This window comes from Nonomuraea sp. NPDC059023, assembly GCF_042740095.1.
Taxonomy (GTDB): domain Bacteria; phylum Actinomycetota; class Actinomycetes; order Streptosporangiales; family Streptosporangiaceae; genus Nonomuraea.
On record NZ_JBHYIO010000032.1, the window covers coordinates 1 to 26,200 of the forward strand.

Below are 26,200 nucleotides of genomic sequence, written 5' to 3' on the forward strand. Positions count from 1 at the left end.
ACGTCTTCCGCGGCCTCATGCGCTGGGGATTCAGCATGATCGCCATCGCGCCCCTGCTCACCTGGCTGATCTTCCTCGCACCCAGCTGGTCCTGAGTCCGCCGCCAATTCTGTATCGACCTTAAGGCCGATATCAGGCAGCCTTTTCGAAACTGTGTTCCCTTGAGGGTTGTGACTCCAGGTTCGGTTGAGGTAGAACTGACCTGGAGTTACGCAAGTCGCACCCGGCTGAAGACGGTGGCGAGCCGTACCGGAGGAGGGCCGATCGCGGCCGCCCGTGAACGCTCGCTCCGTCGCAGCCGCCATGCCGCCCTGGAGTCCGCCGGAAGGCTTACTCCGGCACCCCCGAGGAGCCTTGTGCCGAGCTTGCTGCTGCCCATGTCCAGACATATCCCGTTTCTGGCGGCGCTGGTGCCCGCCATCGCCTTACGGGGACTGGCGATCCACGGCTACCCGCCCGCCCTGTTCTTCTGGGCGGACTCCTTCACCTATCTCAGGTCCGCGGCCGAACCCGTCCCTGGAACGTTCCGGCCGCTCGGATACTCCTTATTCCTGGCCGTGCTCGGCCCGGGGCAGAGCCTGGCGCTGGTGACGACCGTCCAGCACCTGCTCGGCCTGGGCCTGGCAGTGGCGGCGTACGCGCTGCTGCGCCGGCACGGCCTGCCCGGATGGGGCGCGACGCTCGCGGTCACGCCCGTGCTGTACGACGAGTTCCTGATCCTGCTGGAGCACATGATCATGGCGGACGCCCTGTTCACCGTGCTGGCCACGGGCGGGATCGTGATCCTGTTGCGCCGGGTCACGCCCGTGTCGGGGGCCTGCGCCGGGCTGCTGCTCGCGCTGGCCACGCTCACCAGGACGATCGGCGCGGTCGTCCTGCTCCTCACCGCCGCCTACCTGCTGTGGCGCGGCCGGCACGCCCTCATTCCCCACCTGCTCGCCGCCGCCGCGCCGCTCATCGCCTACGCCTGCTGGATGGCGGCCACGAGCGGCACCTTCGGGCTCACCAAGTCCGAGGGCATCTTCCTGTGGTCGCGCACGATGAGCTTCGCCGACTGCTCGGTGATCAAGCCGGAGCCCCGGCTGGCGGTCCTGTGCCCCGACCAGCCCGTCGGCGAGCGACCGGCGGCGCCGTTCTGGCTGTGGCAGCCCGCGTCCCCGCTGTACAAGGTGCCGGGCGCGGACAGGAACGCCCTGGCCGGGCAGTTCGCCCGCACGGCCGTCGCCGCGCAGCCCGGCGACTACCTCGCCGCGGTCGGCAGGGACATGCGCTGGCTGCTGCGCTGGGAACGCACCACCGACAGAAGCGTCGCCGTCAGGAAGACCAACCCGTACTGGTTCCCCTTCGAGCCGAGGCCGCTCAAGGACGGCGCTGCCGCCGCCTATGAGGGCGAACCGGTCCAGCCGCGCATCGCCGAGCCGTACGCCGGCGTGCTCCGCGCCTACCAGCGGTTCGGTTACCTGCCGATCCCGCTGCTGCTCGTGCTGCTGGCCGGCGCCCTGGCCACGGCGCTGGTACGGCGCCGCCACGACGCCCTGCTCCCCGCCCTCGCGGCCACCGCGCTCATCCTGGCCCCACTCTTCACCGCCGGCTTCGACGTGCGTTACGTCGTCCCGGCCATCCCGCTGGTCTGCGTGGCGGCCGGGCTCGCGGTGGTGCGGGGCGGACAACCCCGGGACGTCGTCCGCCCGTGAGCGGGTTCCAGTGGCAGTGCTCACCGGCCCAGGTCGTCCCATTCCTGGAGCAGGTGGGCCGTGGCCGCCGCCGGGGCCGTGAACGACCAGCGGCCCGGTGGCAGGTTCAGGGCGCAGCCGCCGTCGGCCAGCCTGGTGGTCGGCAGTTGCTCGCTGAGTCCCATGAGGAAGGTGCCGTTGACGGTCATCCCGTCCCAGGCGCCGCGTACGGGCAGCACCGCGCGGGCGCTCACGCCCTCCGGGACGGCGAAGGTGAACTGGACGCCGTCGGGCCCGGCCCGCCAGCCCGACTCGACCGTTCCCGACGCGCTCTGGTAGCGGGCCTGCGCCTCGCGCAGCAGCGGGACGGGGCCGGGACGCAGCAGCAGTTCGCCGAAGCCGCCACTCGTCCCGCGCGGGTCGTCGCCCAGGCCCGCCACGTGCCGGAACAGCCAGTCGCCCACGCAGCCGTAGGCGTAGTGGTTGAAGGAGTTCATGGCCGGCGTCTGCAGGCCGTGCCGGTGGTGCCAGGCGTCCCAGCGCTCCCACATGGACGTCGCCCCCGCGCGGAGCTGGTAGCGCCAGGACGGATAGCCCTCCTGGTTGAAGATCCGGCAGGCCAGGTCGTGGTGGCCGGTCTCCGACAGGACGGGCAGCAGCAGGGGAGTGCCGACGAAGCCCGTCATGAGCCGGTTCCCGTCGGCACGGACCAGCTCGGCCAGCGCCTGCGCCGACGCGGCCCGGTCCTCGGGCGGGACCAGGTCCCAGGCGAGGGCGACGGCGTAGCCGGTCTGCGTCTCGGTGTGCAGCCTCGGCCCGCTGAGGAAGGCCTGCTGGAAGGCGCCCGACACGCGGGTGAACGCCTCGCCGTACTCCGGAGCGTGGGGCTCGCCGAGCACGTCGGCCACGTGCGCGAGCAGGCGGAGGCTGCGGGCGAGGGCGGCGGTGGCGATGAGGCTCTTGGGCGTCTCGACCGTGCCGGGTGCCAGCCAGTCGCCCAAGGCCCTGCCCGGCCTGATGCCCCCTTCGGCCTGGGCCAGGCAGTAGTCGGCCCACCGCCGCATCGGCTCGTACGCGCGGCGCAGCGTACGGTCGTCGCCGTAACGCCGCCACAGCAGCCACGGCACCTCGACCAGCGCGTCGGACCATACGGGGGAGTCGTATCCGTACTCGGGCAGGACCGGCGCGACGTGCGGGACCGCGCCGTCGGCCCGCTGCCCGTCGATCAGCGTCGTCACCCAGCCGGACAGGAACGCCTGCGTGTGCCGCAGAAAGCTGAGCGTCGAGCCGAACACCGAGATGTCGGCGGTCCAGCCGGCCCGCTCGTCACGCTGCGGGCAGTCGGTCGGCACGCTCACCAGGTTGCCGTCCGCCGACGCGCCGATGTTGGCGACCAACTGCCGTACGGCGGGGTCGCTCACGGTCAGCGAGCCGGTGACGGCCAGCGCCGAGGACAGCAGCACCGCCTCCAGGTCGTCCGGCGCCAGCGTGCCCGGCCAGCCGGTGACCTCCGCGTAGCGGAACCCGTGCAGGGTGAACGCGGGCTCCGCGACGTGCGAGCCGGGGCCGAGGACGAACTCGTCACGCTGGTCCGCGGTGCGCAGGTTGTCGGTGTAGAGCCGGCCGGTCGCGGTCAGTTCCTCCCCGTGCCGCACGACGATCCGTACCGGGCCGGGGGCGTCGACGCGCAGCCGTACGCGCCCGACGACGTTACGCCCGAAGTCGGCCACCTGGACGCCCGGCACGGGCTCGGTCACCGACACGGCGGGCACCGTGCCGATCACCCGCACCGGGGGAGCGGGGTCGGCCTCCACCACGATCTCCGGGGCGGGGATCTCCAAGGCGGGTCCCGCCTTCGCTGAAGGGGCCTGGACGGTCTCGCCCATCACCAGGTCGGCCCGTGGACGGCCGAGATCACGCACGGTCCAGGTGCTGTCCGTGGCGGCCACGCGGCGAACTCCGCCGGAGTCCCGCACGAGCACCTTTGCGCTGGCGGCGGGCCGGTCGCCGTAGCGTCGCGGGCCGCCGCCGGCGACGTGACCCGCGTACCAGCCGGGCGCGAGCCACAGCTCCAGCTCGTTCTCGCCGGGTGCGAGCAGTTCGGTGAGCTCCAGCAGCCGATAGCGGGTCCGGTGGCCGTAGTCGGTCCAGCCGGGGGCCAGTTCCTCCTCGCTCAGCCGTACCCCGTTGAGCAGCGCCCGGTAGAGACCCAGCGCGGTGGCGGCCAGCCACGCGCGCCCGGACGGCCTGATGAAGGATCCGCGCAGGCTCACCGCCGCCCGCGGGTCTCCCGCCAGCCACGGGGCGGTCCATTCTCCCCGCAGGCCCGTCGTGAACGTGCCGGTCGCGTGTCCTTCCACCTTCCACGTGTACGGCGTCAGCGGCGCCAGCCGTTCACCCGGCACGTCCACGACGTTCGACCCGGCGGGCACGGACGATCGCCACACCTCCCGCCCGTCCGCGGACACGGTGACGGTGGCGGCCGCGGGCAGCCGGGCGTCCCAGGACAGCCTGGGCTCGTCCACGCCCACCGGATCCGCCAGACCACATGTCAGGCCCGCCCGCGCTCCGGGCGGAGCCGGACGGATGTAGGGCGTCTGCGCGCCCGAGACCTGGACCCCCGAATCCCGGTTCACGCATCGAGCCCGGTGGTGAAGGCGTTGTGCAGGCCGTCGACGTCGACGCCGGACAGGCTCGGCGCCATCACGTTGATCAGCAGGACGAAGCAGGCGTCCTGCTCCGGGTACATCCACCACTGGCAGCCCGAGGCGCCGCCGTGCCCGTACAGGCGCCGCTCCAGCAGGCCGGGAGCCGCGTTGCGCAGGTTCCAGGTGAGGCCCCAGTCCTGGCCGGCGTTGACCGGATCGGGCTGCAGCTTGACCAGGCCGGTCGTCTGCGGGGTCGTCATGGCGGCCAGAGTGGTCGGGTGGATCAGCTCGCGGTCGCCGCGCAGCAGCGCCCCGCCCAGCGCCAGGAGGTCCTCGGCGCGGGAGAACAGCGCCCCCGCGGGGTGGCGGAGCCGTACGAACGCGTCGAAGTCGAAGCCGGGCCCGAGCAACTCGATGCCGTGGACCTCGGCCGGGTCGCACGCCGGGTCGAACGTGATCCGCCCGCCGCCCGGAACCAGCGTGTTCAGGTCGGAGTCGATCACGTCGGCCACGTCGCGGCCCGTGACGTCCCGGACCATCTCCGCGATCCCGGCGAAGGCCAGGTTGGAGTACTGGCTGAGCGTGCCCGCCTCGAACATCGACGGCGCGGTGAGGAGGTGCTCCAGCAGGCTGTCGGGCGTGAGCGTCTGCTCGGCGATGCCGCTGGTGTGGGTGAGCAGGTGCCAGAGCGTCACGTCGGGCCGCGCGAAGCCCGGCAGCACGTCGCGCAGCGGGCGGCGCAGCGACAGCAGCCCGCGCTCGACCTGGCGCAGGGCGACCAGCCCCATCAGCGGCTTGGTCACCGAGAACAACGCGAAGTGGTCATCGGTCCTGGTCTGGCGGCCGTCGTGCTCGCCGAACGCCTCCAGGACCTGGATCCCGCCGGAGGTGGCGGCGCCGAACACCGCGCACGGCAGCCGCCCCGCCTTGATCTCGCGCCTGACCCAGTCGAGCGCGAAGTCGTGAGTGGTCATGGATGACTCCGACCTTTCGTGTTCCGCATCTCTGCGGTCCCTCCATTGGTATCGTTTAGGTGTTCGAACGGCCGGGTGATAGCCAAGCCTGGCTTGCCGGACTTACCGCCGGGCTGGCGGGATGTGAAGCCTGTGGAGGCTATGTGAGACCGGTCGTCCATCTTCGGGTGGGCGTGGGCAGTCGCCGGTGAAGCAGGAAGATCCAACCCATGAGGGCTGGAATCCCTCGGATTCATCCGTGGGGAGGATGTCAACCCTTGAGTGCACCTTCCGTAAGACCGGCCAGGACGCGCTTCTGCGCGACGACGTACACCGCCACGAGCGGCAGCGTGGTGAGCAGGACGTGGGCGAAGACGAGGTTCCAGTTCAGGCTCTGCAAGGTGCCGGAGGCGAACTGGAACAGGCTCAGCGGCAGCGTGGCGTTCGCGCTGCCCTGGAGCAGGAAGAGGGCGAAGAAGAAGTCGTTCCAGACGTTGATGATCAGGATCACGCCGCCGACGAACAGGACAGGGCGCAGCAACGGCAGCAGGACGCGGACGAAGACCTGCGGGCGCGAGGCGCCGTCGATGGCGGCGGCGTCCTCCAGGTCGCGGGGGAACGCCCGCACGAACCCGGTCGCCAGGAAGATCACGATGCCCAGGCGGCAGCCGGTCATCGTCAGCACGTAGCCGAGCGAACCGCCGTCCAGCGACAGGGCCCGCAGCAGGTAGACGGTCGGGATGATCGACGGCGGCAGCAGGATCGACAACCCCATCACGAAGTACGCCGCCTGCAGCCACCGCGACCGGCTGCGCCCGAACGCCCACGCCGCCGCCGCGCCGAGGAGCACCACGGCCACCACGATCGGCACGGTCACCTTGAGGCTGTTGAGCAGCCCCATCAGGTAGCCGCCCCGGTCGAGCACGATGCCGTAGTTCTCGGCGATCGCCCACGTCCTGGGCAGGCCGAGGCCCAGCTCGGCGGCCTCGCCCGCGGGTTTGAACGAGTTGACGACCACGAGCCAGATGGGCACGACCACCCACGGGATCGCGAAGAGCGTCAGCGCCGCGTACTTCACGAAAGCCTTCATCCCGTCACCTCCCTGCGTCGCAGCCACCACACCAGGGGCACGGCGGTGGCGATCACCAGCAGCGTCACGGTGAACCCCAGCGCGCTGGCCGAGCCGAAGAAGCCCTGCCCCCACTGCTGGCGCATCACCACGTTCAGCGCCCGCGTGTGGTCGCCCGGCCCGCCGCCGGTGGTGGCGGCGATGACGTCGTACGCGCTGAGCGCGCCCACCAGCGTGACCGCCACGTTGAAGGTCAGCGCCGGGGCGAGCATCGGGAACACCACCCGGCGGAACCGGGTCCACGGCCCGGCCCCGTCGACGGTCGCCGACTCCAGCAGCGACTTCGGGATGGAGTTGAGTCCCGCGATGTAGACGAGGGTGATCAGCCCGCTCCACTTCCACGCGTCGATGAACGCGACCACCACCAGCGCGGTGGCCGGTTCGCCCAGCCACGCCCACTCCAGGCCGAGGAAGGAGTTGACCGCCCCGTCGGGGGCGAGCAGCCCGCGCCAGATGTATCCGGCGGCCAGCGGCGAGATGAGCGTCGGCAGGAAGAACGCCGAGCGGAAGACGGTGTTGATCCGGCTGGTCCGCTGCAGGGCCAGGGCCAGCGAGAGGCTGACCGTGTTCTGGATCGCCATGCACAGGATCGCGTACAGCACGGTCACGGTGACCGCGTTGGCCAGCAGGTCCTGGTCGATCAGCGTGCGGACGTTGTCCAGCCCGTTCCAGGTGATCTCGGCGCGGAAGCTCGTCCAGGAGGAGAACGCGAACCGGACGTTGAGCAGGAACGGGGCGACGAAGAAGACCGTGACCAGCACGATCGCGGGCAGTGCCCACAAAAGGGCCCACGGCAGCCAGGCCGCCCGGTTCCGCATCACCATCCGGGCAGCCCTGCCGCCTTGGCCGCCTGCTCGACCTGGCCCTGGAGCTGGGCCGCCGCCTTCTGCGGATCCTTCTGCCCGGCGATCAGCTCGGACATGAGCTGGGCCAGCCCGCCCATGCCGGGGATGTCGGAGTTGAAGGCGATGACCGCGCCGGTGTCGTACGCCTTCTTGACGTCCCGCAGCACGGACGAGACGCCCTGCGGGTCGGGCACGTCCTTGAACACGGGGAAGGTCTTGGACGCGGTGATGTACTCGGCGTAGGCCGGGCCGGTCATGAAGCGCACGAAGTCGAGCGAGGCCTTCTCCCGTGCCGCGTCACCGGTCTTGGGCAGGTAGAACGTTCCTATCGGGCCGGGCGCGTAGGTCACGAGCGGCTTGTCGCTCGACAGGCCGACGAAGCCGACAGACTCGTCGACGGTCTTCTGGTCGCCGCCCGCGGCCGCGAGGAGGGCCGGGAGCATGTCGGAGTGCTGGGCGACCATGGCGGCCTTGCCGCTCACGAGGGCTTTCATGGAGTCCTCGAACTTGGCGGTGACGATGTCCTTGTTGAAGCAGCCGTCGCTCTTCAGCTTGGCGTAGGCGGTCAGGCCGGAGACGAAGGGCGAGCCCGGGTCGGCCAGCGTGCTGCTGTGGCCGGCGATGGCCTTGCCGTACGCGTTGGACTGGTTGGCGCCCGCCAGGTAGAGGATGGGCAGGATCTGCACCGGCCAGATCGACCCGCCCGACTCGAAGACCGGCGTGACCCCGGCGGCCTTGAGCTTGGGGCAGGCGGCGGCGAGTTCGGCGAAGTTCGTGGGCGGGGTCAGCCCGGCCGTGGTGAAGACCTTCTTGTTGTAGTAGAGGCCGAAGACCTGGGGGAAGCCGGTGATGGCGGCGTAGACCTTGCCGTTGACGGATCCGGCGGCCTGGTAGAGGTCGCCGGACCTGGCGATGTACGGCTCGCCGGTCAGCTCGCGCAGGTTCTGGGCCGGGTTGAGCGCGAGCAGGCCGCTCACCGTGGCGTGGTACTCCAGGATGTCCGGGCGCTCGCCGGTGGCCCACTTGGTCTGGGTGGTGTCCTCGAAACCGTCGGACGGGATCGACACCAGCTCGATCTTGTGGCCGGACTGCTTCTCGAACTTCTTGTACATCTCCAGCAGCGGCGCCGGGTCCGCGCTGTTGTGCCACAGGGTCAGCTTCACCTGACCGGTCCCCTCCGGGGCGGACGATCCGCAGCCGGAGAGAGACAGGGCGAGGACGGCGCCGAGTGCCGCGCCGAGCAGACGGGATGGTGCTCTCACGCCCGCCCTCCTGTTCATGTTGGGTCAACTTCGTGTAGAACGTTCTCCATTGGTAGGGCATGAGAGAATCGCCCGTCAAGAGGTAGACCTGAGTAGCGGTGGAGAGCTAGCCTCCATTTTTAGAAATCGTTCTACGAAGACTCGACGAAGGACGGCGTGTGACGAGCGGACGGGTGACGATCGCCGATGTGGCCAGGCGGGCCGGGGTTTCCACGGCCGCCGTGTCCAAGGTGGTGCGCGGGGCCTACGGCGTGAGCGCGGAGATGCAGACCAAGGTAACGCAGGCCATCGACGAGCTGGGCTACCGTCCGCACGCCGCGGCCCGCGCCCTGCGCGGACGCACCTACACCCTCGGCGTCATGCTCTCCGACACCCGCAACCCGTTCTTCCCCGACATCATCGAGGGCGTCACCGACCGGCTGGGCGACACCGAGTACCAGGTGCTGCTCGGACCCGGCGGGATCGAGCCCAAGACGCAGGCCAGGATGACCGACGCCATGATCGACCGGAGCATGGACGGGCTCATCCTGATCTCACCGGTCATGACGGACGCCGAACTCACCGCCATCGCGACGGCCACCCCGGTCGTCGTGGTGGGCAGGCACGGCGGCGTCGCGGCCTACGACGCGGTCGTCGACGACGACGTGATGGGTGCCAGGCTCGTGGTCGACCACCTGGTCGGGCTCGGGCACACCCGGATCGCGCACATCACCCACCTGGAACGGGCCCGCGCCCAGGGACTGCCGCACACGGTGCGCGCCGAAGGCTACCGCCAGGCGATGCGCGCCCACGGACTCGCCGACGACGTGCTGGCCACCTCCTTCACCGAGGTGGGCGGCTTCGAGGGCGCGCGGGAACTGCTCGCGCGCGACGACCGGCCCACGGCGATCTTCGCCGGGGCCGACATCGCGGCGCTCGGCGTGCTGCGCGCCGCCGACGAGGCGGGCCTGTCGGTGCCGGAGGACCTCTCCGTCGCCGGATACGACAACATCGGCATCGCCTCGCTCAAGCGCATCTCGCTCACCAGCGTCGACCAGGACGGGCACGTGATCGGGGCGACCGCCGCGCGCCTGCTCGTCGAACGCATCGAGGGACGTACCCGTTCGGTGACCTCGTCGGTGTCGCCCACGCTCATCGTCCGCGGAACCACCGGACCCCCTCGCCCTGAGACCCGGACCGCCTCGCCCTGAGACCCGGACCGCCTCGCCCCTGAGACCCGGACCGCCTCGCCCCTGAGACCCGGACCGCCTCGCCCTGAGACCCGGACCGCCTCGCCCTGAGACCCGGACCACCTCGCCTCTGAGACCCGGACCGCCTCGCCCCCAGAGACCCGGACCCCCGCGCCCCTGAGACCCGGACCGCATGTCGCGGGCCACGCGTAAAACGTTCCGGCCGTCACCTGCCGTGCGTTAAAACGATTCAAAGGAAGGACCCCCCACGTGAGACGACTCGCTCTCCTCGCCCTTCTCCTCCCGCTGGTCGCGCCCGCGCAACCGGCCAACGCCCAGGCGGCGGCCCTGGCCTGCCCGGTCAGGGTCGACCCCGCCGCGTTCGCCTCCGAAGCCCGCCTGAACACCCTGGCCGAGCAGCAGGAGGCGTTCGGCCCCAGACCGACCGGCTCCACCGCGCACGCCGGCTACGTCGACTGGCTGGAGGACGAGATGGCGGCCATTCCCGGCCTCCAGTTCTCCTCCCTGCCCTACGCCATCGACCGCTGGGACAGCCTCGGCACCGGCCTGACCGTCGGCGGTACGGCCGTGCAGGTCGCGGCCCCCGTGCCGTTCTCCTCCTCCACCGGCGCCGGCGGCGTCACGGCGCCGCTCGTCCACCTGGCCGCGGGCACGAACATCACCGCCGCCAACGCCGCCGGGAAGATCGTCGTCAGGGACCTGCCCTGGACCAACGTGCCCAACCTGCTCTTCTATCCGCTCGGCCTCGGCTACTCCATGTACGACCCGGGCATGACGATCAACCTGCTCGGCTCGGAGTCGATGGAGGCCCCGGCCGCGGCCGACGCCGACCTCAAGGCGGCCGCCGCCGCGGGCGCCGTGGGCGTGATCGAGGTCAGCCAGCTCCCGCACGCCCAGATCCAGGGCATGTACGCGCCCTACGAAGGCCTGCCGTACGGCGTGCCGGGCGCGTACGTGGGCGCCGACCAGGGCAAGCAGATCAAGGACGCGCTGGCCGCCGGGCAGCCGGTCCAGGCCGAGCTGACCGTGAACGCCGCCTGGACGCCGACGACGACCCGCACCCTGCTCGCGACACTGCCCGGCGGCAGCGCCCAGAAGATCGTCGTGGAGAGCCACACCGACGGCATGAGCCCGGTGTGGGACAACGGCCCGCTCACCATGATCGAGATGGCCCGCTACCTGTCGTCGCTGCCGGTGGAGTGCCGGCCGCGCACCGTGCAGTTCGCGTTCGTGACCGGCCACCTCTACCAGCACCTGACCGGTCCCGACGTGCGCGAGGGCGGCGCCGGTCAGCTCGCCGCCCAGCTCGACGCCGAGTACGACCAGGGCGGGGTCTCTTCCGTCGTCGTGCTCGAACACCTCGGCGCCAAGCGCTACGACGCGGTCGCCAGGCCGAACGGCCTGCCGGGCAAGCAGCTCGTCGCCAGCCCCACCCTCACCGAACTGCTGATGGTCCCGGTCAGCGAGAGCACGCCGCTGCGCGAACTGGTCAAGGGCCACGTCCAGTACTGGGACGTGAAGCGCACCGCGGTGCTCAAGGGCCTGTCGGCGGCCGACCTCGGCACGGTGCCGCACCACTGCGGCTTCGGCGGCGAGGGCACGCCGTACAACCAGCACCTGCTGCCCGTCATCGCTCCCATCGCCGCGCCCAAGACGCTGTTCTCGCCGCAGTTCGGCGCCGAGGCGATCGACGTGCCGGCGATGCGCAAGGCGTCGCTCGCCTTCACCGACGTCGTGCTCGACCTCGGCCCGATGGCCCAGTCGGCCGTCGCGGGCGACGTCACGGCCATGCGCCAGCAGCGCGCCTCGGGTACGCCGGGGTGTGCGTGAGCATAGACAGGAGGACGCTCGTGCGCCGGCACACCATCGCCGACGCCGGGTGTCCGCTCACCGTGGGAAACGGGGAGTTCGGCTTCACCGCCGACGCCACCGGGCTGCAGACCTTCGAGCCGCTGGGCACGCAGGCGCAGTGGGGCTGGCACACGATGCCCAACCCCAAGGGCCACGTGCTGGAGGACGCGCTCACCGACTACGACGGCGTCGGCTATCCGGACCTGTATCCGGCCACCGAGGCGGGCGGCTGGCTGCACGTGAACCCGCACCGCCTGCATCTGGGCCGGATCGGCCTCGATGCCGGCCTCGAAGTGCTCGGCCGGTCGAAGCAGACCCTCGACCTGTGGACCGGCCTGCTGTCCAGCTCCTTCGAGCTGGGCGGCGTGCCGTACGAGGTGGAGACGGTCTGTCACCCCGAGCGGGACCTGCTGGCCATCCGCGTCGCGGGTGGCGCGGTGATCAGGATCGCCTTCCCCTACGCCAGCGACGGCTGGCACACCACCGCCGACTGGGACAAACCCAACAGGCACACCACCACGCACAAGCAGGACGGTTCGCGCTGCGACTTCGTGAGGATCCTGGACAAGGACCGATACCACGTCGCCGCCGAGTGGGCGGGGCCGGCGCGGCTAACGTCGCCCGGCCCTCACGTGTACCTGATCCGGTGCGAGGAACTCGTCGTCGAGTTCTCCCCACGTCCCGTCAAAGGCGCTCTCCCGTCCTTCTCCCAGGTCAGGGCGGCCGCCGAGGAACACTGGGAGAGGTTCTGGACCAGCGGGGGAGCGGTGAGCTTCGAGGGCAGCACCGACCCGCGGGCGCCCGAGCTCGAACGCCGGGTCGTGCTCTCGCAGTACCTCACCGCGGTCAACTGCGCCGGCTCCACCCCGCCGCAGGAGACCGGGCTGGCCGTCAACTCCTGGAGCGGCAAGTTCCACTTGGAGATGCACTGGTGGCACGCCGCCCACTTCGCCCTGTGGGGCAGGCCGGAGCTGCTGGAGCGCAGCCTGCCCTGGTACCGCGAGATCCTGCCGATGGCCAGGGCCACGGCCGCGCGGCAGGGATTTCGCGGCGCCCGCTGGCCCAAGCAGGTGGGGCCGGAGGGCAGGGAGAGCCCGAGCGAGATCGGCGCGTTCATCATCTGGCAGCAGCCGCACCTGATCTACTTCGCCGAACTGCTCCGCCGGGTCCGCCCGGGGGCGCTGGAGGACTACCGGGACCTGGTGTTCGAGACGGCCGAGTTCATGGCCTCCTTCGCGGGCGGCGGGCATCTGGGTCCGCCGCTGGTCCCGGCGCAGGAGTCCTATTACGAGTCCAGGCGGGTGGTGCGCGATCCCACCTTCGAGCTGGCCTACTGGTGGTGGGGGCTGGAGACGGCGCAGCGGTGGCGGGGCCTGCTCGGCCTCGATCCCGACCCGGAGTGGGCGCGGGTCCTGCGCGGCCTGGCCCGGCCGCTGGTGCGCGACGGTGTTTACGCGGCCGTCGGCGTGGAGCCGTACACGATCAGGACCGATCACCCCTCGATGACCGGCGCGCTCGGGTTCGTGCCGCCCACGCCGCTGATCGACCCCGAGATCATGCGGGCCACCCTGCACGACGTGCTCGCCGGCTGGGACCTGGAGAGCACCTGGGGCTGGGACTATCCGATGCTCGCCCTGTGCGCGGCCAGGCTGGGCGAGCCCGGCACCGCCGTGGACGCGCTGCTCATGGACGCCCGGAAGACCACCTACCTGGCCAGCGGCCACAACCACCAGTGGCCCGATCTGCTGCCCCTCTACCTGCCGGGCAACGGCGGCCTGCTGGCCGCCGTCGCGCACATGGCGGCTTCCCGGTGTTTCCCGGAAGGCTGGCGGGTTCAGGCGGAAGGGGTGGTCGCGATGCCGTGATCGGGGCCGGCGAGCAGGGCGACCGTGTAGTGGTAGAGGTCGCCGGCCGACGACGTCAGGGTGGCGGCGCGGCCCGCGCGTACCTCCGAGGCGATGAACTCGGTGGTCCCGTAGACGATCAGGCGGGGCACCGCGGCGCGCAGCGGCGGCAGCGAGGGATCCTCCAGCCTGGCCCGCGCGGCCAGCGCCCCGAACATGTCGAGGAAGGGCCGGTAGGCGGCCTCACGCTGCTCGACGGCCCGCTCACCCGCCCTCGGCAACTCCACGAAGTACGCCTGCGCGTACTCCGGGCGCTCCTGCCACCACCGCAGGTAGGCGTTCATCCCGAGCCGGAGCGCCTCGCTCCAGCGATCGCCGGCCTCCGACGCGGCCGTGTAGATCGAGTCGATCATCTCGGGCAGGTCGCGTTCGCATCCGGCGAGGAAGCACGCCTCCTTGTCGGCGAACTGGGCGTAGAAGGCGTTGCGCGAGACCCGCGCGGCGGCGATCACGTCCGGCACGCTCGTCGCGGCGTATCCACGTCTCGCGACGAGCTTCAGCATGGCCGCCACGAGGCGTTCGCGCTGGGAGTTGCGCACCGTGTCGGGGGAGAGCCCGTGCCGCCCTCTGGGGAGTGGCCGGGCCGCCGGAACTTCCTTCTGTTCATGTCTTGACATCGCTCACCGATCGTACTTCCCTCTGTTGGGAGACGTTCACGTCTCCAAATAATCTACGAGGTGACCATGGAGAACTTCACCCGTCGGCAGGCGTTACGGGCAGGGGCGCTCGGCCTCATGTCGGCCGGATTCCTGTCGTTGACGACCACCGAGGCCGGCGCCGCCTCCACCATCGAAACGATTTACAAGGCAGCGGGTCCGTGGCCGGTCGCCACCGGCACCTCGGGCGGGCACCGGCTCTACTACCCGTCGGCCCTGGGATCGGGCGGCGCCACCCACCCGATCGTCACCTGGGGCAACGGCTCGTGGGCCACCCCCGACAACTATCCGGGGCTGCTCAACCACCTCGCCTCGTGGGGCTTCGCGGTGGTCGCCTCCACCGACACGACCACGGGCACCGGCGCCGAGATCCTCGCCGCCGCCCAGCACCTCGTCGGCCTCAACACCGACCCGGCCAGCGTCTTCCACGGCAAGCTCGACACCGCCCAGGTCGCCGCCGTCGGCCACTCCCAGGGCGCGGGCGGATCCATCAACGCGGCCAACGACTCCGCCGGGCTGATCAAGACCGTCGTGCCGATCGCCGTGCCCGCGCCATGGATGGCCGGCCCGGGAGACGAGTTCTCGGTCGCCGACCTGACCTGCCCGGTGCTCTTCCTCAGCGGCGCGAACGACTGGCTGATCTCCTCGGCCGCGACCGTGCAGGGCCACTACGACCAGGCCACCGCCGGAGCGGGCAAGGCGCTGCTCAAGGGCGCGGGACACAACGACATCCAGAACACCGGCGGGGCCTTCCTCGGCTACGTGACCGCCTGGCTGAGGTACCGCCTGCAGGCCGATGCCCAGGCCCGCGCGGCGTTCGCCGGCGCCACCCCCGAGCTCCCCACCAACACCGCCTGGCAGAACCAGGCACTCAAGAACCTCACCTAGGAGAACCACCATGGCGGATCTGACGCGGCGTGGGCTACTCGCCGCCGGCGCGCTCACCCTGCTCGCCGGTTGCGGCGACGACCAGCCTCGGCAGCAGGCCGCGGACGGCAAGCCGCAGGGCACGGTCAACGTCTGGCTGCACGGCTCGCAGGACACCGGCCGGCAGTTCCAGGAGCTCGTGCACCGCTACATGGCCGACTTCCAGATCGACGTGAGGCTGCTCTACCTGCCCGTGGGCCAGCTCGACGCGAAACTGCTGACCGCCTTCAGCGGCGGCGCCCCGCCCGACGTCTTCAAGATCGGCCACTGGAGCTTCCCCGCGCACGCCAAGAAGAAGCGGCTCGCGCCCGTCGACGCCAAGGCTCTCTCGCTGCAGAACTACGAGCCGGGCACGACCACCCCGCTCACCTACCAGAACGTGCCCTACGGCGTGCCCATCGACTTCAACCCCTGCATGCTCTACTACCGCAAGGACCGGTTCAAGGAAGCCGGACTCGACCCCGACAAACCCCCGGCGACCTGGGAGGAGGTCGCCGAGTACAGCGCCAGGCTGACTTCCGAGGACCGCAGGCGGGTCGGCCTGCAGTGGCTCTACGGCGACCCGCAGTGGGCCCTCATGATGCTCACCGCCCTCATCCAGGGCAAGGGCGGTACATTCCCGGCGCTCGCCACCGAACACGGCATCAACGCCCTGACGTACATGTCGGGGATCGGCAACCCCAAGCTCTCCAACCCGCTGGGCGCGCTCGGCCTGTTCTACTCCGGCGAGGCCGCCATGGTCGTCAGCGGCGCCTTCCTCGGTCCCGCGCTGGAGAAACTGGGCAAGGACAAACTCACCTTCGGCAAGCAGTACGGCGTCGCGCCCATCCCCACCTGGGCCGGCGGCAAGTCCGTCGTCCCCGCCTACACCTGGGGCTGGGGCGTGGCCAAGGACTCGCCCAACCAGTTCACCGCCTGGCACCTCGTCAACTACCTGCAGGGCGCCCCGTCGGTGACCGCCAACCTCGACAACGGCATCATCATCCCGGCCAAGGGCTGGCGCGAGGCCGGGCCGCGCGGCAAGTCCGAGATCATGAAGATCGTCGCCGACAGCCTCCCGCACGTCGACTTCGGGCCGATCATCCCCGGCACCCTCGAACTGGCGAAGGCCGCGGCGAGCGCCATCGACGCGGTCGCCCACGGCAAGTCGGCCCCCGCCCAGGCCGCGGCGACCTTCGACTCCGCCGTGCGACTGATCCAATGAGAACCCGGCCCCAGGCCACGGCGGGAGTGGCGCTGACCCTCCCGGTGGCCGTGTTCTTCGTCGTGTTCTGGCTCGTCCCGTTCCTGTCCGCCATCTATCTCAGCTTCACCGACTACGAGATGGCGGGGACGCCCAACTGGATCGGCCTCGCCAACTACGAGCGCATGTTCGCCGACCCCGGCTTCCTCAACTCGGCGTGGATCACCGTCGTCTACACGGTCTGCACGGTCGTCCCGACGATCGTGCTGGCCCTGCTGGTGGCCGTGCCGCTGAGCAAGCCGGGACGGCTCAACCGCTGGCTCAGGGCGCTCGTCATGATCCCGGCCGTGATGCCGCTGGCGGCGACGTCCATGGTCTGGGTGATCATCTACTCCGACCGCGGCCTGGCCAACACCCTCATCGGCCTGGCCGGGATCGAGCCGCAGTCCTGGCTGACCAGCTCCGACCTGGCCATCTGGGCCCTGGTCGTGATGGTCGTCTGGAAGAGCATGGGGCTGTTCGTGATCATCCTGACCGCCGGCCTGCAGGCGCTGCCCGGCGAGGTGTACGAGGCCGCCGCCATCGACGGCTCGGGAGCGGTGACCACGTTCACCCGGATCACGCTGCCGCTGCTGCGCAGGACCCTGCTGTTCGTCCTGGTCATCTCGGTGGCCGGATCGATGCAGGCGTTCGTCCCCGCCTTCCTGCTCACCGGCGGCGGGCCCGCCGACGCCACCCAGGTCCTGCCGTACTACATCTGGGCCAACGCCTTCCCCTACGAGCACATGGGCTACGCCGCCGCGATGGGCATGGTGCTGCTCGTCGCCATGGTGATCGTCTCGGCGCTGCAGTTCGGGTTCCTGAAGGGCGGCGACGAATGAGGATTCTGCGCGCCGCCTGGCTGATCGCCGCGGTCGGGGCGATGTTGCTGCCGGTCTACGTCATGATCGTCGTCGCCTCGGCGCCCGACGACACCGACCTGCGCGGGCTGGTCTTCAACGGCTTCCACCTGCCCGAGAACATCAGCGTGCTGTTCGGCGCGGGCAACCTGCCCACCTACCTGCGCAACAGCCTCATCCTGTGCGTCGGCACCGGGCTCCTGGACGTGATCTTCTCGGCCGCCGCCGGATACGCGATGGCCCAGCTGTCCTTCCCCGGCCGCCGCGTCCTGTTCGCGCTGGTGGTCGGCACGCTCGCGCTCACCCCGATGGTCCTGGTCATCCCCGTCTTCCTCATCGTGAAGGAGCTCGGCTGGGTCAACACCTTCCAGGGCATGATGGTGCCCGGCATGATCAGCGCGTTCGGCGTCTTCCTGGTGCGGCAGTTCGCCCTCGGCATCCCGAAGGAACTGCTGCTGGCCGCGCGGGTCGACGGCGCGGGGGAGTTCCGCATCTTCGCGCGCATCGCCGTGCCGCTGCTCAAGCCCGCGCTCATCACCCTGTTCCTCGTGCACTTCCTGGCGCAGTGGGACAACCTGCTGTGGCCCCTCATCGTGGCCAACGAGCAGGAGCTGTGGCCGTTGCCGGTGGGGCTGGCCAACTTCCAGAGCGAGGTCGGCATCACCTATCACCTGACCACCACCGCGGCGCTGGTCACCGCCGTGCCACCGTTCATCCTGATGGTGGCGCTGCAGCGCTACTACGTGGCGGGGCTCACCTTCGGAGGGCTGAAACGATGATGGACTGGATTGAAACGATCGTTTCGCAGGGCATCAGGCGTCCCGGCTACCCGGCCGACGACTGGACCGCCGCGTGGGCCGCCGAGCGCTTCACGGAGTTCGGGCTTCACGATGTACGGCTGGAGCCGGTCGAGCTGCCCGTCTGGCGGCCGGTCCACGCCTCGTTGGAGGTGCGCCTCGACGCCGACCCGTCGAAGGTCGTGCGGGTGGCGGCGTCGGCCCTGCCGTACACCAGACCGAAGGCGACCGTGAGCGCGCCGGTCAGCCGCGAGGTCGTGCCGGGCGCGATCGTCGTGCCCGAGTACGCCTTCACCGAGCTGCCGCAGTCCTTCGTCAGGGATCTGGCGACGGCCGTGCACGACCCGGAGGGCGTCTTCGACGAGCTGGTCCAGACGCTGCCGTTCCAGCTCGACTACCTCGACGTCATCCAGGGCGTCATGGACGGCGGCGCCGCCGCCTTCGCGGGGGCGCTGACCGGCGTGCCGTGGGAGACACGCGACTACTACGTGCCCTACGACGCCGTGCACCGCGACCTCCCGGCCGTCTGGCTGTCGGGCGGCGACGCGCGGCGGGTGCTCGACCTGGTCGACGACGGTCCCTGCACGGGCACGCTCACCGTGGAGTCGGAGACGGGCCCGGCCGTCTCGCACAACGTGATCGGCACGCTCCCCGGCGGCTCCGACCAGTGGGTGATCATCGGTTCGCACCACGACGCGCCCTGGGCCTCCGCCGTCGAGGACGCCACCGGGATCGCGCTGGTGCTGGCCGCCGCGCGGTACTGGGCGGGCGTGCCCGAGCGGGACCGGCCGCACAACCTGATCTTCCTGCTCACCGCGGGGCACATGGCGCACGCCGCGGGCACCCGGGCCTTCATCGAGACCCACCGCGACCTGCTGGGCGACGTCGTCCTGCAGCTCCACCTGGAGCACGCCGCCCGGCGGTGCGTGGTCGTGGACGGCGAGCTGGTGCCCACCGGCGATCCCGAGCCCGGCTGGTGGTTCACCACCAGGAAGCCGGAGCTGGAGAGCCTGGTGGCGAGCGCCCTCGTCGCGGAGGACTTGAAACGTTCGTTCGTGCTGCCGCCGGACGTGTTCTCCCCGATGCCGCCGACCGACGGGGCCTTCTTCCACCCGGAAGGGGTGCCGCTCGTGCACTTCCTGTCGGCTCCCATGTACTTGTTCGACTCGGCCGACACCCTCGACAAGGTGCACGAGGCCAGCCTTGAGCCGCTCACCCGGGCGGCGATCAGAATCGTCGAAGGGACGGCCGGATGGCGCCGGGCATGATCGTGCGAACGACCGCCGGGCTGGTCGAGGGCAAGGCCGAGGAGGGCGTGCTCGCCTTCCTCGGCGTGCCGTACGCCGCCCCGCCCTTCGGCGAGCACCGCTTCGGCGCGCCCGCGCCCGCACCTGCCTGGCAGGGCGTACGGCCGGCCGGCACCCACGGCCCGGCCGCGCCGCAGGCGGCGGGGGAGGACATCGGCCTGTACGCGCCCGACGTCTTCGCGACCGGCGAGGACTGTCTCAACCTCGACATCCGCACCCCCTCGCTTGAGGGGACGGGGCTGCCCGTCCTGGTCTGGATCCACGGCGGCGCGTTCTCCATCGGCGGCAACGGGGCGGCCTGGCACCAGGGCCACCGCTTCGCCCGCGACGGCGTGGTCTGCGTGGCCATCAACTACCGGCTCGGCTTCGAGGGCTTCCTGGCCCTGGAGGACGCCCCGCTCAACCGGGGTGTGCTCGACTGGCTGGCCGCGCTGGAATGGGTACGCGACAACATCGCGGCCTTCGGCGGCGACCCCGGCAACGTGACGATCGCCGGCCAGTCGGCGGGCGCCGCCGCCGTCGCGACCCTGCTGACGATGCCCCGCGCGGAAGGGCTGTTCCGGCGCGCGATCGTGATGAGCGGCTCAGCCGGCCTGGTCGCCACCGAGCAGGAGGCGCGCGACTACGCCAAGACGGTCGCCACCCGGCTAGGGATTGCCCCGACGAGGTCCGCCTTCGCCCGGCTGTCCCCTGCGGAGCTCGTCGCCGAGCAGCCGCCGCCGCTGGCGGGCGGCTCCGGCGGGCTGAACGAGTCGGTGCCGATCAAGCCGGTCGTCGACGGCGACCTGATCCCGGCCGTCCCGCTGGCCGCGCTGCCCGCGAGCGCGCACCTGCCGCTGCTGGTCGGCTGCACCTCCCAGGAGGCCGACGTGTTCGTCCGCCGCATGGCCGCCGACGTCGACGAGGCCGCCGCGCGGGCCCTGCTCGACCACCTCGGCGTCCAGGTCGGCGAAGCCGGCCTCACACCCGCCGAGCGGGTCGGACGCGCCCTCACCGCGCACCTGTTCACCCGCGAGACACGCTGGATCCGCGAGGCCAGGCCCGCCTACGCCTACGAGTTCCGGTGGGAGTCGCCCGTCGAGAGCCCGGTCGGCGGCGGACGCGTGGGCGCGGTGCACAACCTCGACCTGCCCTTCGTCTTCGACGTGCTCGACGCGCCCGGCGTCGAACGCACCGCGGGGCCGGACGCGCCGCAGGAGCTGGCCGACGCGATGCACGCCGCGTGGGTCCGCTTCGCCCGTACCGGCGATCCGGGCTGGCCACTTGATCATCTACGGAGGTTCTGACATGCGGTCCTACTCGAGCGCGCTCGCGCCGGCCCCGCTGCTGGGCGAGACCATCGGCGACAACTTCGAGCGTACGGTGGCCCGCTTCGGCGACCGTGAGGCCCTGGTGGACGTGCCCTCCGGCCGCCGCTGGACCTACGCCGAGCTGGACGCCGAGGTGAACCGGCTGGCGCTCGCGCTCCTGGCCTCCGGCATCGCCAAGGGCGACCGGATCGGCATCTGGGCGCCCAACCGCGCCGAGTGGGTGCTCGTGCAGTACGCCACCGCGAAGATCGGCGCGATCCTGGTCAACGTCAACCCCGCCTACCGCGCCCACGAGCTCGACTACGTCGTCAGGCAGTCCGGCCTGCGCCTGCTCATCAGCGCGCTCACGCACAAGGGCAGCGACTACCGCGCGATGGCCGAGGAGATCGGGTTCGCCGACGTCGTCTACCTCGGCGAGCCCGGCTGGGACCGGCTGCTGGCGATGACCGCCCCCGACGAGCGGCTGCGCGAGCGCATGGCGTCGCTGAGCGCCGACGACGCGATCAACATCCAGTACACCTCCGGCACGACCGGCTTCCCCAAGGGCGCCACGCTCTCGCACCACAACATCCTCAACAACGGCTTCTTCGTCGGCGAACTGCTCGGCTACACCCCGGATGACCGGATCTGCCTGCCCGTGCCCTTCTACCACTGCTTCGGCATGGTGATGGGCAACCTCGGCGCCACCTCCCACGGCGCGTGCGTGGTCATCCCCGCGCCCGGCTTCGACCCCGATGCGACGCTGCGGGCCGTACAGGAAGAAAGATGCACTTCCCTGTACGGCGTGCCGACCATGTTCATCGCCGAGCTGGAGCTGGCCGCCCGCTTCGACCTGTCCAGCCTGCGCACCGGCATCATGGCGGGCTCGCCCTGCCCCGTCGAGGTGATGAAGCGCGTCGTCACCGAGATGAACATGGCCGAGGTCGCCATCTGCTACGGCATGACCGAGACCTCGCCCGTCTCCACCATGACCAGGCCGGACGACAGCCTGGAGCGCCGCACCGAGACCGTCGGCCAGGTGATGCCGCACGTCGAAGTCAAGATCACGCACCCGGAGACCGGGCTGACCGTGCCGCGCGGCGAACCCGGCGAGCTGTGCACCCGCGGCTACTCGGTGATGCTTGGCTACTGGAACGAGCCCGCCAAGACGGCCGAGGCCATCGACGCCGCCCGCTGGATGCACACCGGCGACCTGGCCACCATGGACGCCGACGGCTACGTCAACGTGGTCGGCCGGATCAAGGACATGGTCATCAGGGGCGGCGAGAACGTCTACCCGCGCGAGGTCGAGGAGTTCCTCCACCGCCACCCCGACATCGCCGACGTGCAGGTGGTCGGGGTGCCCGACGAGAAGTACGGCGAGGAGCTCATGGCCTGGATCGTCATCCGCCAGGGCGGCACCCCGCTGAGCGCCGAGGCCGTGAGGAAGTACTGCGCCGGCAAGCTCGCCCACTACAAGATCCCGCGCTACGTCCACGTCGTCGACGGGTTCCCGATGACGGTCACCGGCAAGATCCGCAAGGTCGAGATGCGTGAGGAGGGCATGCGCCTGCTCGGGCTCGACCGGTGAGCCTCGCCTCACATTCCGGAGCGGTGCGTTGTCGGACCGGGTGAGACGGAGGAGCGCATCACCGCCGTGGCGACCTGGCAGAGCGCCCCCTACTTCACCGGCGCCGAACGCGTCGCGCTGGAGCTCGCGGAGGCCGTCTTCACCCCGAGCCCGTTCGAGGACCGCGTCTCCGACGACCTGTTCGCCAGGGCGTCCGCCCACTACGACGACCAGGCGCTGTGGACGCTCACGATGGCGCTCGGCCACCTCAGCCTGTCCGTCCCCGTCGCGCTCATCGGCAAGCCGATCCCCGGCCGCCCATTCGGCAAGAACTACAGCAGGTAGGCCCCCTTCCTGACCTGCCATCCGGTACGGCTCGCGCCGCGGAAGGCGGGAGCCGTACCGCCGCTCATGAGGGAGGGGCGGTACGGAGGGCGTCGACGAGGGTGCCGAGGGCGTGGCGGTAGGTGTGTTCGGCGGGGGTGGCGTAGCCGATGACGATGGCGGGTGGCGCGTTCTGCCGCCGGTGGTAGAACGGCGACAGGCCCTCGACGTGTATGCCGTGTCGCTCGAGGTGGCCGAGCAGGGAGGACTCGGAGCCGGTGTGCGCGGGGAACTGCAGCACGGCGTGCAGTCCGGCGGCGATGCCCGACAGCCGTGCGTACGGCAGTTGCTCGGTGACCGCCTGGCCGAGGAGGTCGCGGCGGTGGCGGTAGCGGGTCCGGCAGTGGCGGATGTGCCGGTCGAGTTCGCCGGTCTGGATGAGCCGGGTGAGGACGAGCTGGTCGATCACGTTGACGGACGACTCGTCCCAGCGGGTCGCCTCCTGTAGCGGGTCGACGAGGCTGCCGGGCAGGACGAGCCAGGCGAGGCGCAGGCCGGGGGCGATGGTCTTGCTGGTGGTTCCCACGTAGATGACCCGGTCCGGGGCCATTCCCTGGAGCGCGCCGACGGGGCGGCGGTCGTAGCGGAACTCGCCGTCGTAGTCGTCCTCCACGATGAATCCGCCGGACCGCCTGGCCCAGGAGACGAGTTCGACCCGCCGGGCCGGGCTCAGCGTGACCCCCAGCGGGTACTGGTGGGCGGGGGTGACGACGGCGGCCGATTCGCCGGTGAGCCTGTCGACGATCAGCCCGTCCCGGTCGACGGGGATGTGGCGCGCGCGGTGTCCCAGCTGCTCGATGAGGGCGGGGTAGTCGGGCTCGGTGGGATCTTCGAAGGCGATCGTGCTCCCGGCGCCGGCGTGGTGGCTCAGGACCTGGCACACCAGCCGGAGCGCCTGCGCGTATCCGGCGCACACCACGATGTGGGCGGGGGTGGTGGCGACTCCGCGAGCCCGGCCGAGGTATTCGGCCAGCGCCTGCCGCAGCTCGACGGCGCCGGCCCGATCCCGGTAGCCGAACGCGGTGTTGGGCGCGGTCCGCAGGACGTGCCGCGTGGCGGCGAGCCACTGGCGTCGCGGGAACACGGCCAGGTCGGGAAAACCCGATCGAAGATCGATTCCCGGTACGGCCGGCAGCGTCGCGTGCGACGGGCGCGGGGACTCGGCGGGCGGCGCGGGCTGGGGCGCCACGCGCAGGCCCGAGCGCGGCTTCGACTCCAGGTACCCCTCGGCGACCAACTGGTCCAGGGCCTGGGTGACGGTGCCGCGCGAGACCCCGAGGTCGCTCGCGAGCGTCCGCGACGAAGGCAGCCGCGTTCCCGGCGGAAGCCGCCCGCTGCGTACGGCCTCGCGCAGAGCGAGCTCGAGCCCGGCTCTCAGCCCCTCACCCGTGCCGGTCTGAAGATGAAGATCCAAGCCTGATCTGGACCACTGATCTCGCATAAATCTGGACTATATCTCTGAGCCAGATGCCACCTACGTTGAAGGCATGAGGCACCTAGCCATGGCCATCGGGCTCACGGAGTACTTCCTCGGCCAGACCGCCCCCGCGGCGGCGGAGGCGCAGGCGCGGGCGGATCGATCGGACGGTGACCGGCTGTGGGGCATCGCCCGCTGGGCCCGGCGCGTGGCCCGTCCAGCAGAAGGCGGTGAAGGCGGAACCGGCGCACGACCTCGCGGAGTTGCCCAGGGCAAGGTCCGTTGAGGCGCGGGGAGAGGCAGGGGCGTGGAGCTGGTCATTGCCCGCGTACCGACAACGCTGGTGATCTATCTGTCCTTCCTGGGCGCCATCGGTCTCTACCACGTCGTGAAGTCGTGGAAGGGCGAGGCCGCGGACTTCTTCTAGCGTTCATCAGGACTTCTGGTGGGACCGGCGGTAGGCGCTGGGGGTGATGCCGTAGGCCCGCCGGAAGGCGCGGGAGAAGGAGGAGGTGTTCGGGAAACCCCACTGGGCGCCGATCGTGTGGATGGGGTGCCGGTCTCTGGCCGGGTCGGCGAGTTCCTCGCGGCATCGTTCGAGGCGGCGTCGCCGGATCAGCGCGGACACCGTGTCGCCGCGGTCTTCGAACAGGGTGTAGAGGGTGCGGAGCGAGACGTTGTGGCGGGCGGCGACGGTCTGAGGTGTGAGCCGGTCGTCGGCCAGATGGTGGTCGATGAAGGCGTCGATGCGGTGCAGCAGGACCTGCCGGCGGGTTTCCGCCGGCAGGTGCCGCCATCTGGCGAGTTGCTGGGCGAGCAGGCCGGAGGCGAGGTCGAGCGCGGTGCGCTCCAGGACGCGCAGGCCCAAGGGTGTGCAGTCGGCGGCATGGGCGTCGATGGAGGTCAGGAACCGGCGAAGGATGGCGCCCAGGCCTTGGCGGGTGCCGAACCGGTGGCCGAGGGCGGCGTCGAGCCGGTCCTGGGGGAGGGGGATCGTGCCACGGGGGATGCGGAGGAGGGTGACCGCTGTGTCGCGGGGGCCGGGCGACCCGGCCGCGTAGGGGTGTGAGGTGTCGAACAGGACCATGTCTCCGGAGTCCATGACGCTGACGGTCCGCCGCTGGGAGATCGCTTTCCGCCCGTGGGTGATCAGCCCGAGCAGGTAGTCTTCCGGATCGCTACGGCGGATCAGGTGCGGCGTACGCCACGCGTGATGGTCGGACTGCACGTGCTGAGACAGTTCGATCCGGCCCAGGCGCAGCACGCGTGCCGATGCCTGGAAGCCCGCGGGGTCGGTGATCCGCAACCGGTGGGGCGCGATGGTCTGCGCCACCACGTCCTGATACCAGTCCGTCCTCTCGCGCGCGGGAACGTCGTCCGTGGCCACCCGTACCCACACAGCCGCTTCCTTTCCCATCGATTAGTGTCCTCCATATACTATCTGTGGGAGACTATAGGTATGCAGGACAAGAGGGCGGAGCCCGACGTTTCCCCGCACATCAAACGGCTGTGGCGCCTTTCCCCGGGACACCAGCGCGGGCGTCCGGCCGAGCTCGACGTGGAACAGGTGGTGCGCACGGCGATGGAGCTCGCCGATCGCGACGGCCTGAGCGGCGCCACGCTGCCCAAAGTCGCCGAGGCGCTGGGATTCACGAAGATGTCGTTGTACCGCTACGTGGGCTCCAAGGATGAGCTGTGCGAGCTGATGGGCGACCTGGCCATCGGCCCGGCGCCCGAGGTCGACGAGGCCGCCGGCTGGCGGGAGGCGCTGCGGCGGTGGACGCTGACCAGCCGTCGGGTCTACGGCCGTCACCCCTGGCTGGCGCAGTTGCCCATCACAGGCCCGCCCGTCGGCCCGAACGCGATCGGCTGGATGGACGCGCTGCTGCGCGCCCTCCGCGAGACCGGCCTCGGCTGGCCGGCGAAACTCGGCATCCTCAACCTCCTGGGCGGATACGTCCGCACCGTCAGCGCCTTGGAGCAGCAACTCACGCAAGGCCGCCTCGGCAGCGGACTCGACCAGGCGCAGAGCGAGCGGGACTACGGGGCGGCCCTCTCCCGCCTGGTGGAGCCGGACCGTTTCCCGGAAGCGGCCAAGCTGTTCGCCTCCAGCGTGTTCCGGGCGCCCGCGGAAGAAGGGGCCGAGGACGAGTTCGGGTTCGGCCTGGGGCTGATCCTCGACGGGATCGAGGCGCTGATCGCCACCGAGGCGGGTATCCGGCATGGATCTCCGTAGGGGATGGCAGCGCGTGGTCATCGCCGTCCTCACCGCCTTGGCCGTGCTCGTCCTTCTGGCCATCGCCGGGATGATGGTCG

22 protein-coding genes are annotated in these 26,200 nt (G+C 70.9%); 14 read left to right on the plus strand and 8 right to left on the minus strand.

Going from position 1 to position 26,200, the window contains the following annotated elements; all coding sequences use genetic code 11:
• The first annotated feature begins 377 nt into the window (after positions 1-377).
• Positions 378-1,694: a hypothetical protein gene (locus tag ACFWYW_RS40935; protein ID WP_379610820.1), complete on the plus strand. Its 1,317-nt coding sequence runs from the start codon at positions 378-380 to the stop codon at positions 1,692-1,694.
• A gap of 20 nt (positions 1,695-1,714) precedes the next feature.
• Here the strand turns inward: ACFWYW_RS40935 and ACFWYW_RS40940 are convergent, their stop codons facing one another.
• The 5 genes from ACFWYW_RS40940 to ACFWYW_RS40960 all read right to left on the minus strand — a co-directional run bounded on the left by ACFWYW_RS40940 (position 1,715) and on the right by ACFWYW_RS40960 (position 8,510).
• The gene (locus ACFWYW_RS40940; protein WP_379610821.1) at positions 1,715-4,309 is read right to left on the minus strand and encodes a family 78 glycoside hydrolase catalytic domain; all 2,595 of its coding nucleotides are present in this window, start codon (positions 4,307-4,309) and stop codon (positions 1,715-1,717) included.
• Entirely contained in the window at positions 4,306-5,295 is a 990-nt protein-coding gene (locus ACFWYW_RS40945) for a serine hydrolase domain-containing protein (RefSeq protein WP_379610822.1), read from the minus strand. The genes ACFWYW_RS40940 and ACFWYW_RS40945 overlap by 4 nt, the downstream gene beginning before the upstream one ends.
• 250 nt (positions 5,296-5,545) lie before the next feature.
• Positions 5,546-6,364: a carbohydrate ABC transporter permease gene (locus ACFWYW_RS40950; RefSeq protein ID WP_379610823.1), complete on the minus strand. Its 819-nt coding sequence runs from the start codon at positions 6,362-6,364 to the stop codon at positions 5,546-5,548.
• Positions 6,361-7,227: a carbohydrate ABC transporter permease gene (locus ACFWYW_RS40955; protein ID WP_379610824.1), complete on the minus strand. Its 867-nt coding sequence runs from the start codon at positions 7,225-7,227 to the stop codon at positions 6,361-6,363. The genes ACFWYW_RS40950 and ACFWYW_RS40955 overlap by 4 nt, the downstream gene beginning before the upstream one ends.
• Entirely contained in the window at positions 7,221-8,510 is a 1,290-nt protein-coding gene (locus ACFWYW_RS40960) for an ABC transporter substrate-binding protein (protein ID WP_379610825.1), read from the minus strand. Before ACFWYW_RS40960 ends, ACFWYW_RS40955 begins: the two co-directional genes overlap by 7 nt.
• 158 nt (positions 8,511-8,668) lie before the next feature.
• Between ACFWYW_RS40960 and ACFWYW_RS40965 the strand changes: the two genes are divergently transcribed.
• The 3 genes from ACFWYW_RS40965 (at position 8,669) to ACFWYW_RS40975 (ending at position 13,416) form a co-directional block, all read left to right on the plus strand.
• Positions 8,669-9,700, plus strand: a complete 1,032-nt coding sequence (locus tag ACFWYW_RS40965; protein WP_379610826.1) for a LacI family DNA-binding transcriptional regulator — start codon at positions 8,669-8,671, stop codon at positions 9,698-9,700.
• Positions 9,701-9,949: 249 nt separating this feature from the next.
• Positions 9,950-11,530 (plus strand): hypothetical protein, encoded by a 1,581-nt coding sequence (locus ACFWYW_RS40970; RefSeq protein ID WP_379610827.1) that lies wholly within the window; start codon positions 9,950-9,952, stop codon positions 11,528-11,530.
• Positions 11,531-11,550: 20 nt separating this feature from the next.
• Complete coding sequence (locus tag ACFWYW_RS40975; RefSeq protein WP_379610828.1) at positions 11,551-13,416, plus strand: hypothetical protein; 1,866 nt, start codon at positions 11,551-11,553, stop codon at positions 13,414-13,416.
• Here the strand turns inward: ACFWYW_RS40975 and ACFWYW_RS40980 are convergent.
• The gene (locus ACFWYW_RS40980) at positions 13,386-14,072 is read right to left on the minus strand and encodes a TetR/AcrR family transcriptional regulator (protein WP_379610830.1); all 687 of its coding nucleotides are present in this window, start codon (positions 14,070-14,072) and stop codon (positions 13,386-13,388) included. The genes ACFWYW_RS40975 and ACFWYW_RS40980 overlap by 31 nt on opposite strands.
• 66 nt (positions 14,073-14,138) lie before the next feature.
• On the opposite strand from ACFWYW_RS40980, the gene ACFWYW_RS40985 reads away from it, so the two are divergent.
• The 8 genes from ACFWYW_RS40985 (at position 14,139) to ACFWYW_RS41020 (ending at position 22,428) form a co-directional block, all read left to right on the plus strand.
• A complete protein-coding gene (locus ACFWYW_RS40985; protein WP_379611132.1) occupies positions 14,139-14,999 on the plus strand; it encodes an alpha/beta hydrolase in 861 nt (286 codons plus the stop codon).
• A 10-nt stretch (positions 15,000-15,009) separates the two neighbouring features.
• Positions 15,010-16,242, plus strand: a complete 1,233-nt coding sequence (locus ACFWYW_RS40990; RefSeq protein ID WP_379610831.1) for an extracellular solute-binding protein — start codon at positions 15,010-15,012, stop codon at positions 16,240-16,242.
• Positions 16,239-17,102, plus strand: coding sequence for a carbohydrate ABC transporter permease (locus ACFWYW_RS40995; protein ID WP_379610832.1), 864 nt, complete (start codon positions 16,239-16,241; stop codon positions 17,100-17,102). The genes ACFWYW_RS40990 and ACFWYW_RS40995 overlap by 4 nt, the downstream gene beginning before the upstream one ends.
• Entirely contained in the window at positions 17,099-17,899 is an 801-nt protein-coding gene (locus ACFWYW_RS41000) for a carbohydrate ABC transporter permease (protein WP_379610833.1), read from the plus strand. The genes ACFWYW_RS40995 and ACFWYW_RS41000 overlap by 4 nt, the downstream gene beginning before the upstream one ends.
• Complete coding sequence (locus tag ACFWYW_RS41005; RefSeq protein ID WP_379610834.1) at positions 17,896-19,185, plus strand: M28 family metallopeptidase; 1,290 nt, start codon at positions 17,896-17,898, stop codon at positions 19,183-19,185. The genes ACFWYW_RS41000 and ACFWYW_RS41005 overlap by 4 nt, the downstream gene beginning before the upstream one ends.
• Entirely contained in the window at positions 19,182-20,510 is a 1,329-nt protein-coding gene (locus tag ACFWYW_RS41010; protein ID WP_379610835.1) for a carboxylesterase/lipase family protein, read from the plus strand. Before ACFWYW_RS41005 ends, ACFWYW_RS41010 begins: the two co-directional genes overlap by 4 nt.
• A gap of 1 nt (position 20,511) precedes the next feature.
• Positions 20,512-22,104: an AMP-binding protein gene (locus ACFWYW_RS41015; RefSeq protein WP_379610836.1), complete on the plus strand. Its 1,593-nt coding sequence runs from the start codon at positions 20,512-20,514 to the stop codon at positions 22,102-22,104.
• Between the two features lie 66 nt (positions 22,105-22,170).
• On the plus strand, positions 22,171-22,428 hold the full coding sequence (locus tag ACFWYW_RS41020) for a hypothetical protein (protein WP_379610837.1): 258 nt from the start codon (positions 22,171-22,173) through the stop codon (positions 22,426-22,428).
• Positions 22,429-22,492: 64 nt separating this feature from the next.
• Here ACFWYW_RS41020 and ACFWYW_RS41025 read toward each other — a convergent pair whose 3' ends face one another.
• The gene (locus ACFWYW_RS41025) at positions 22,493-23,881 is read right to left on the minus strand and encodes a PLP-dependent aminotransferase family protein (RefSeq protein ID WP_379610838.1); all 1,389 of its coding nucleotides are present in this window, start codon (positions 23,879-23,881) and stop codon (positions 22,493-22,495) included.
• A 73-nt stretch (positions 23,882-23,954) separates the two neighbouring features.
• Here ACFWYW_RS41025 and ACFWYW_RS41030 point away from each other — a divergent pair, with 73 nt between their 5' ends.
• Entirely contained in the window at positions 23,955-24,170 is a 216-nt protein-coding gene (locus tag ACFWYW_RS41030) for a hypothetical protein (RefSeq protein WP_379610840.1), read from the plus strand.
• Positions 24,171-24,317: 147 nt separating this feature from the next.
• Here ACFWYW_RS41030 and ACFWYW_RS41035 read toward each other — a convergent pair whose 3' ends face one another.
• Complete coding sequence (locus tag ACFWYW_RS41035; RefSeq protein WP_379610842.1) at positions 24,318-25,301, minus strand: helix-turn-helix domain-containing protein; 984 nt, start codon at positions 25,299-25,301, stop codon at positions 24,318-24,320.
• Positions 25,302-25,343: 42 nt separating this feature from the next.
• Here ACFWYW_RS41035 and ACFWYW_RS41040 point away from each other — a divergent pair, with 42 nt between their 5' ends.
• On the plus strand, positions 25,344-26,120 hold the full coding sequence (locus ACFWYW_RS41040) for a TetR/AcrR family transcriptional regulator (RefSeq protein WP_379610843.1): 777 nt from the start codon (positions 25,344-25,346) through the stop codon (positions 26,118-26,120).
• The last annotated feature ends 80 nt before the right edge of the window (positions 26,121-26,200 follow it).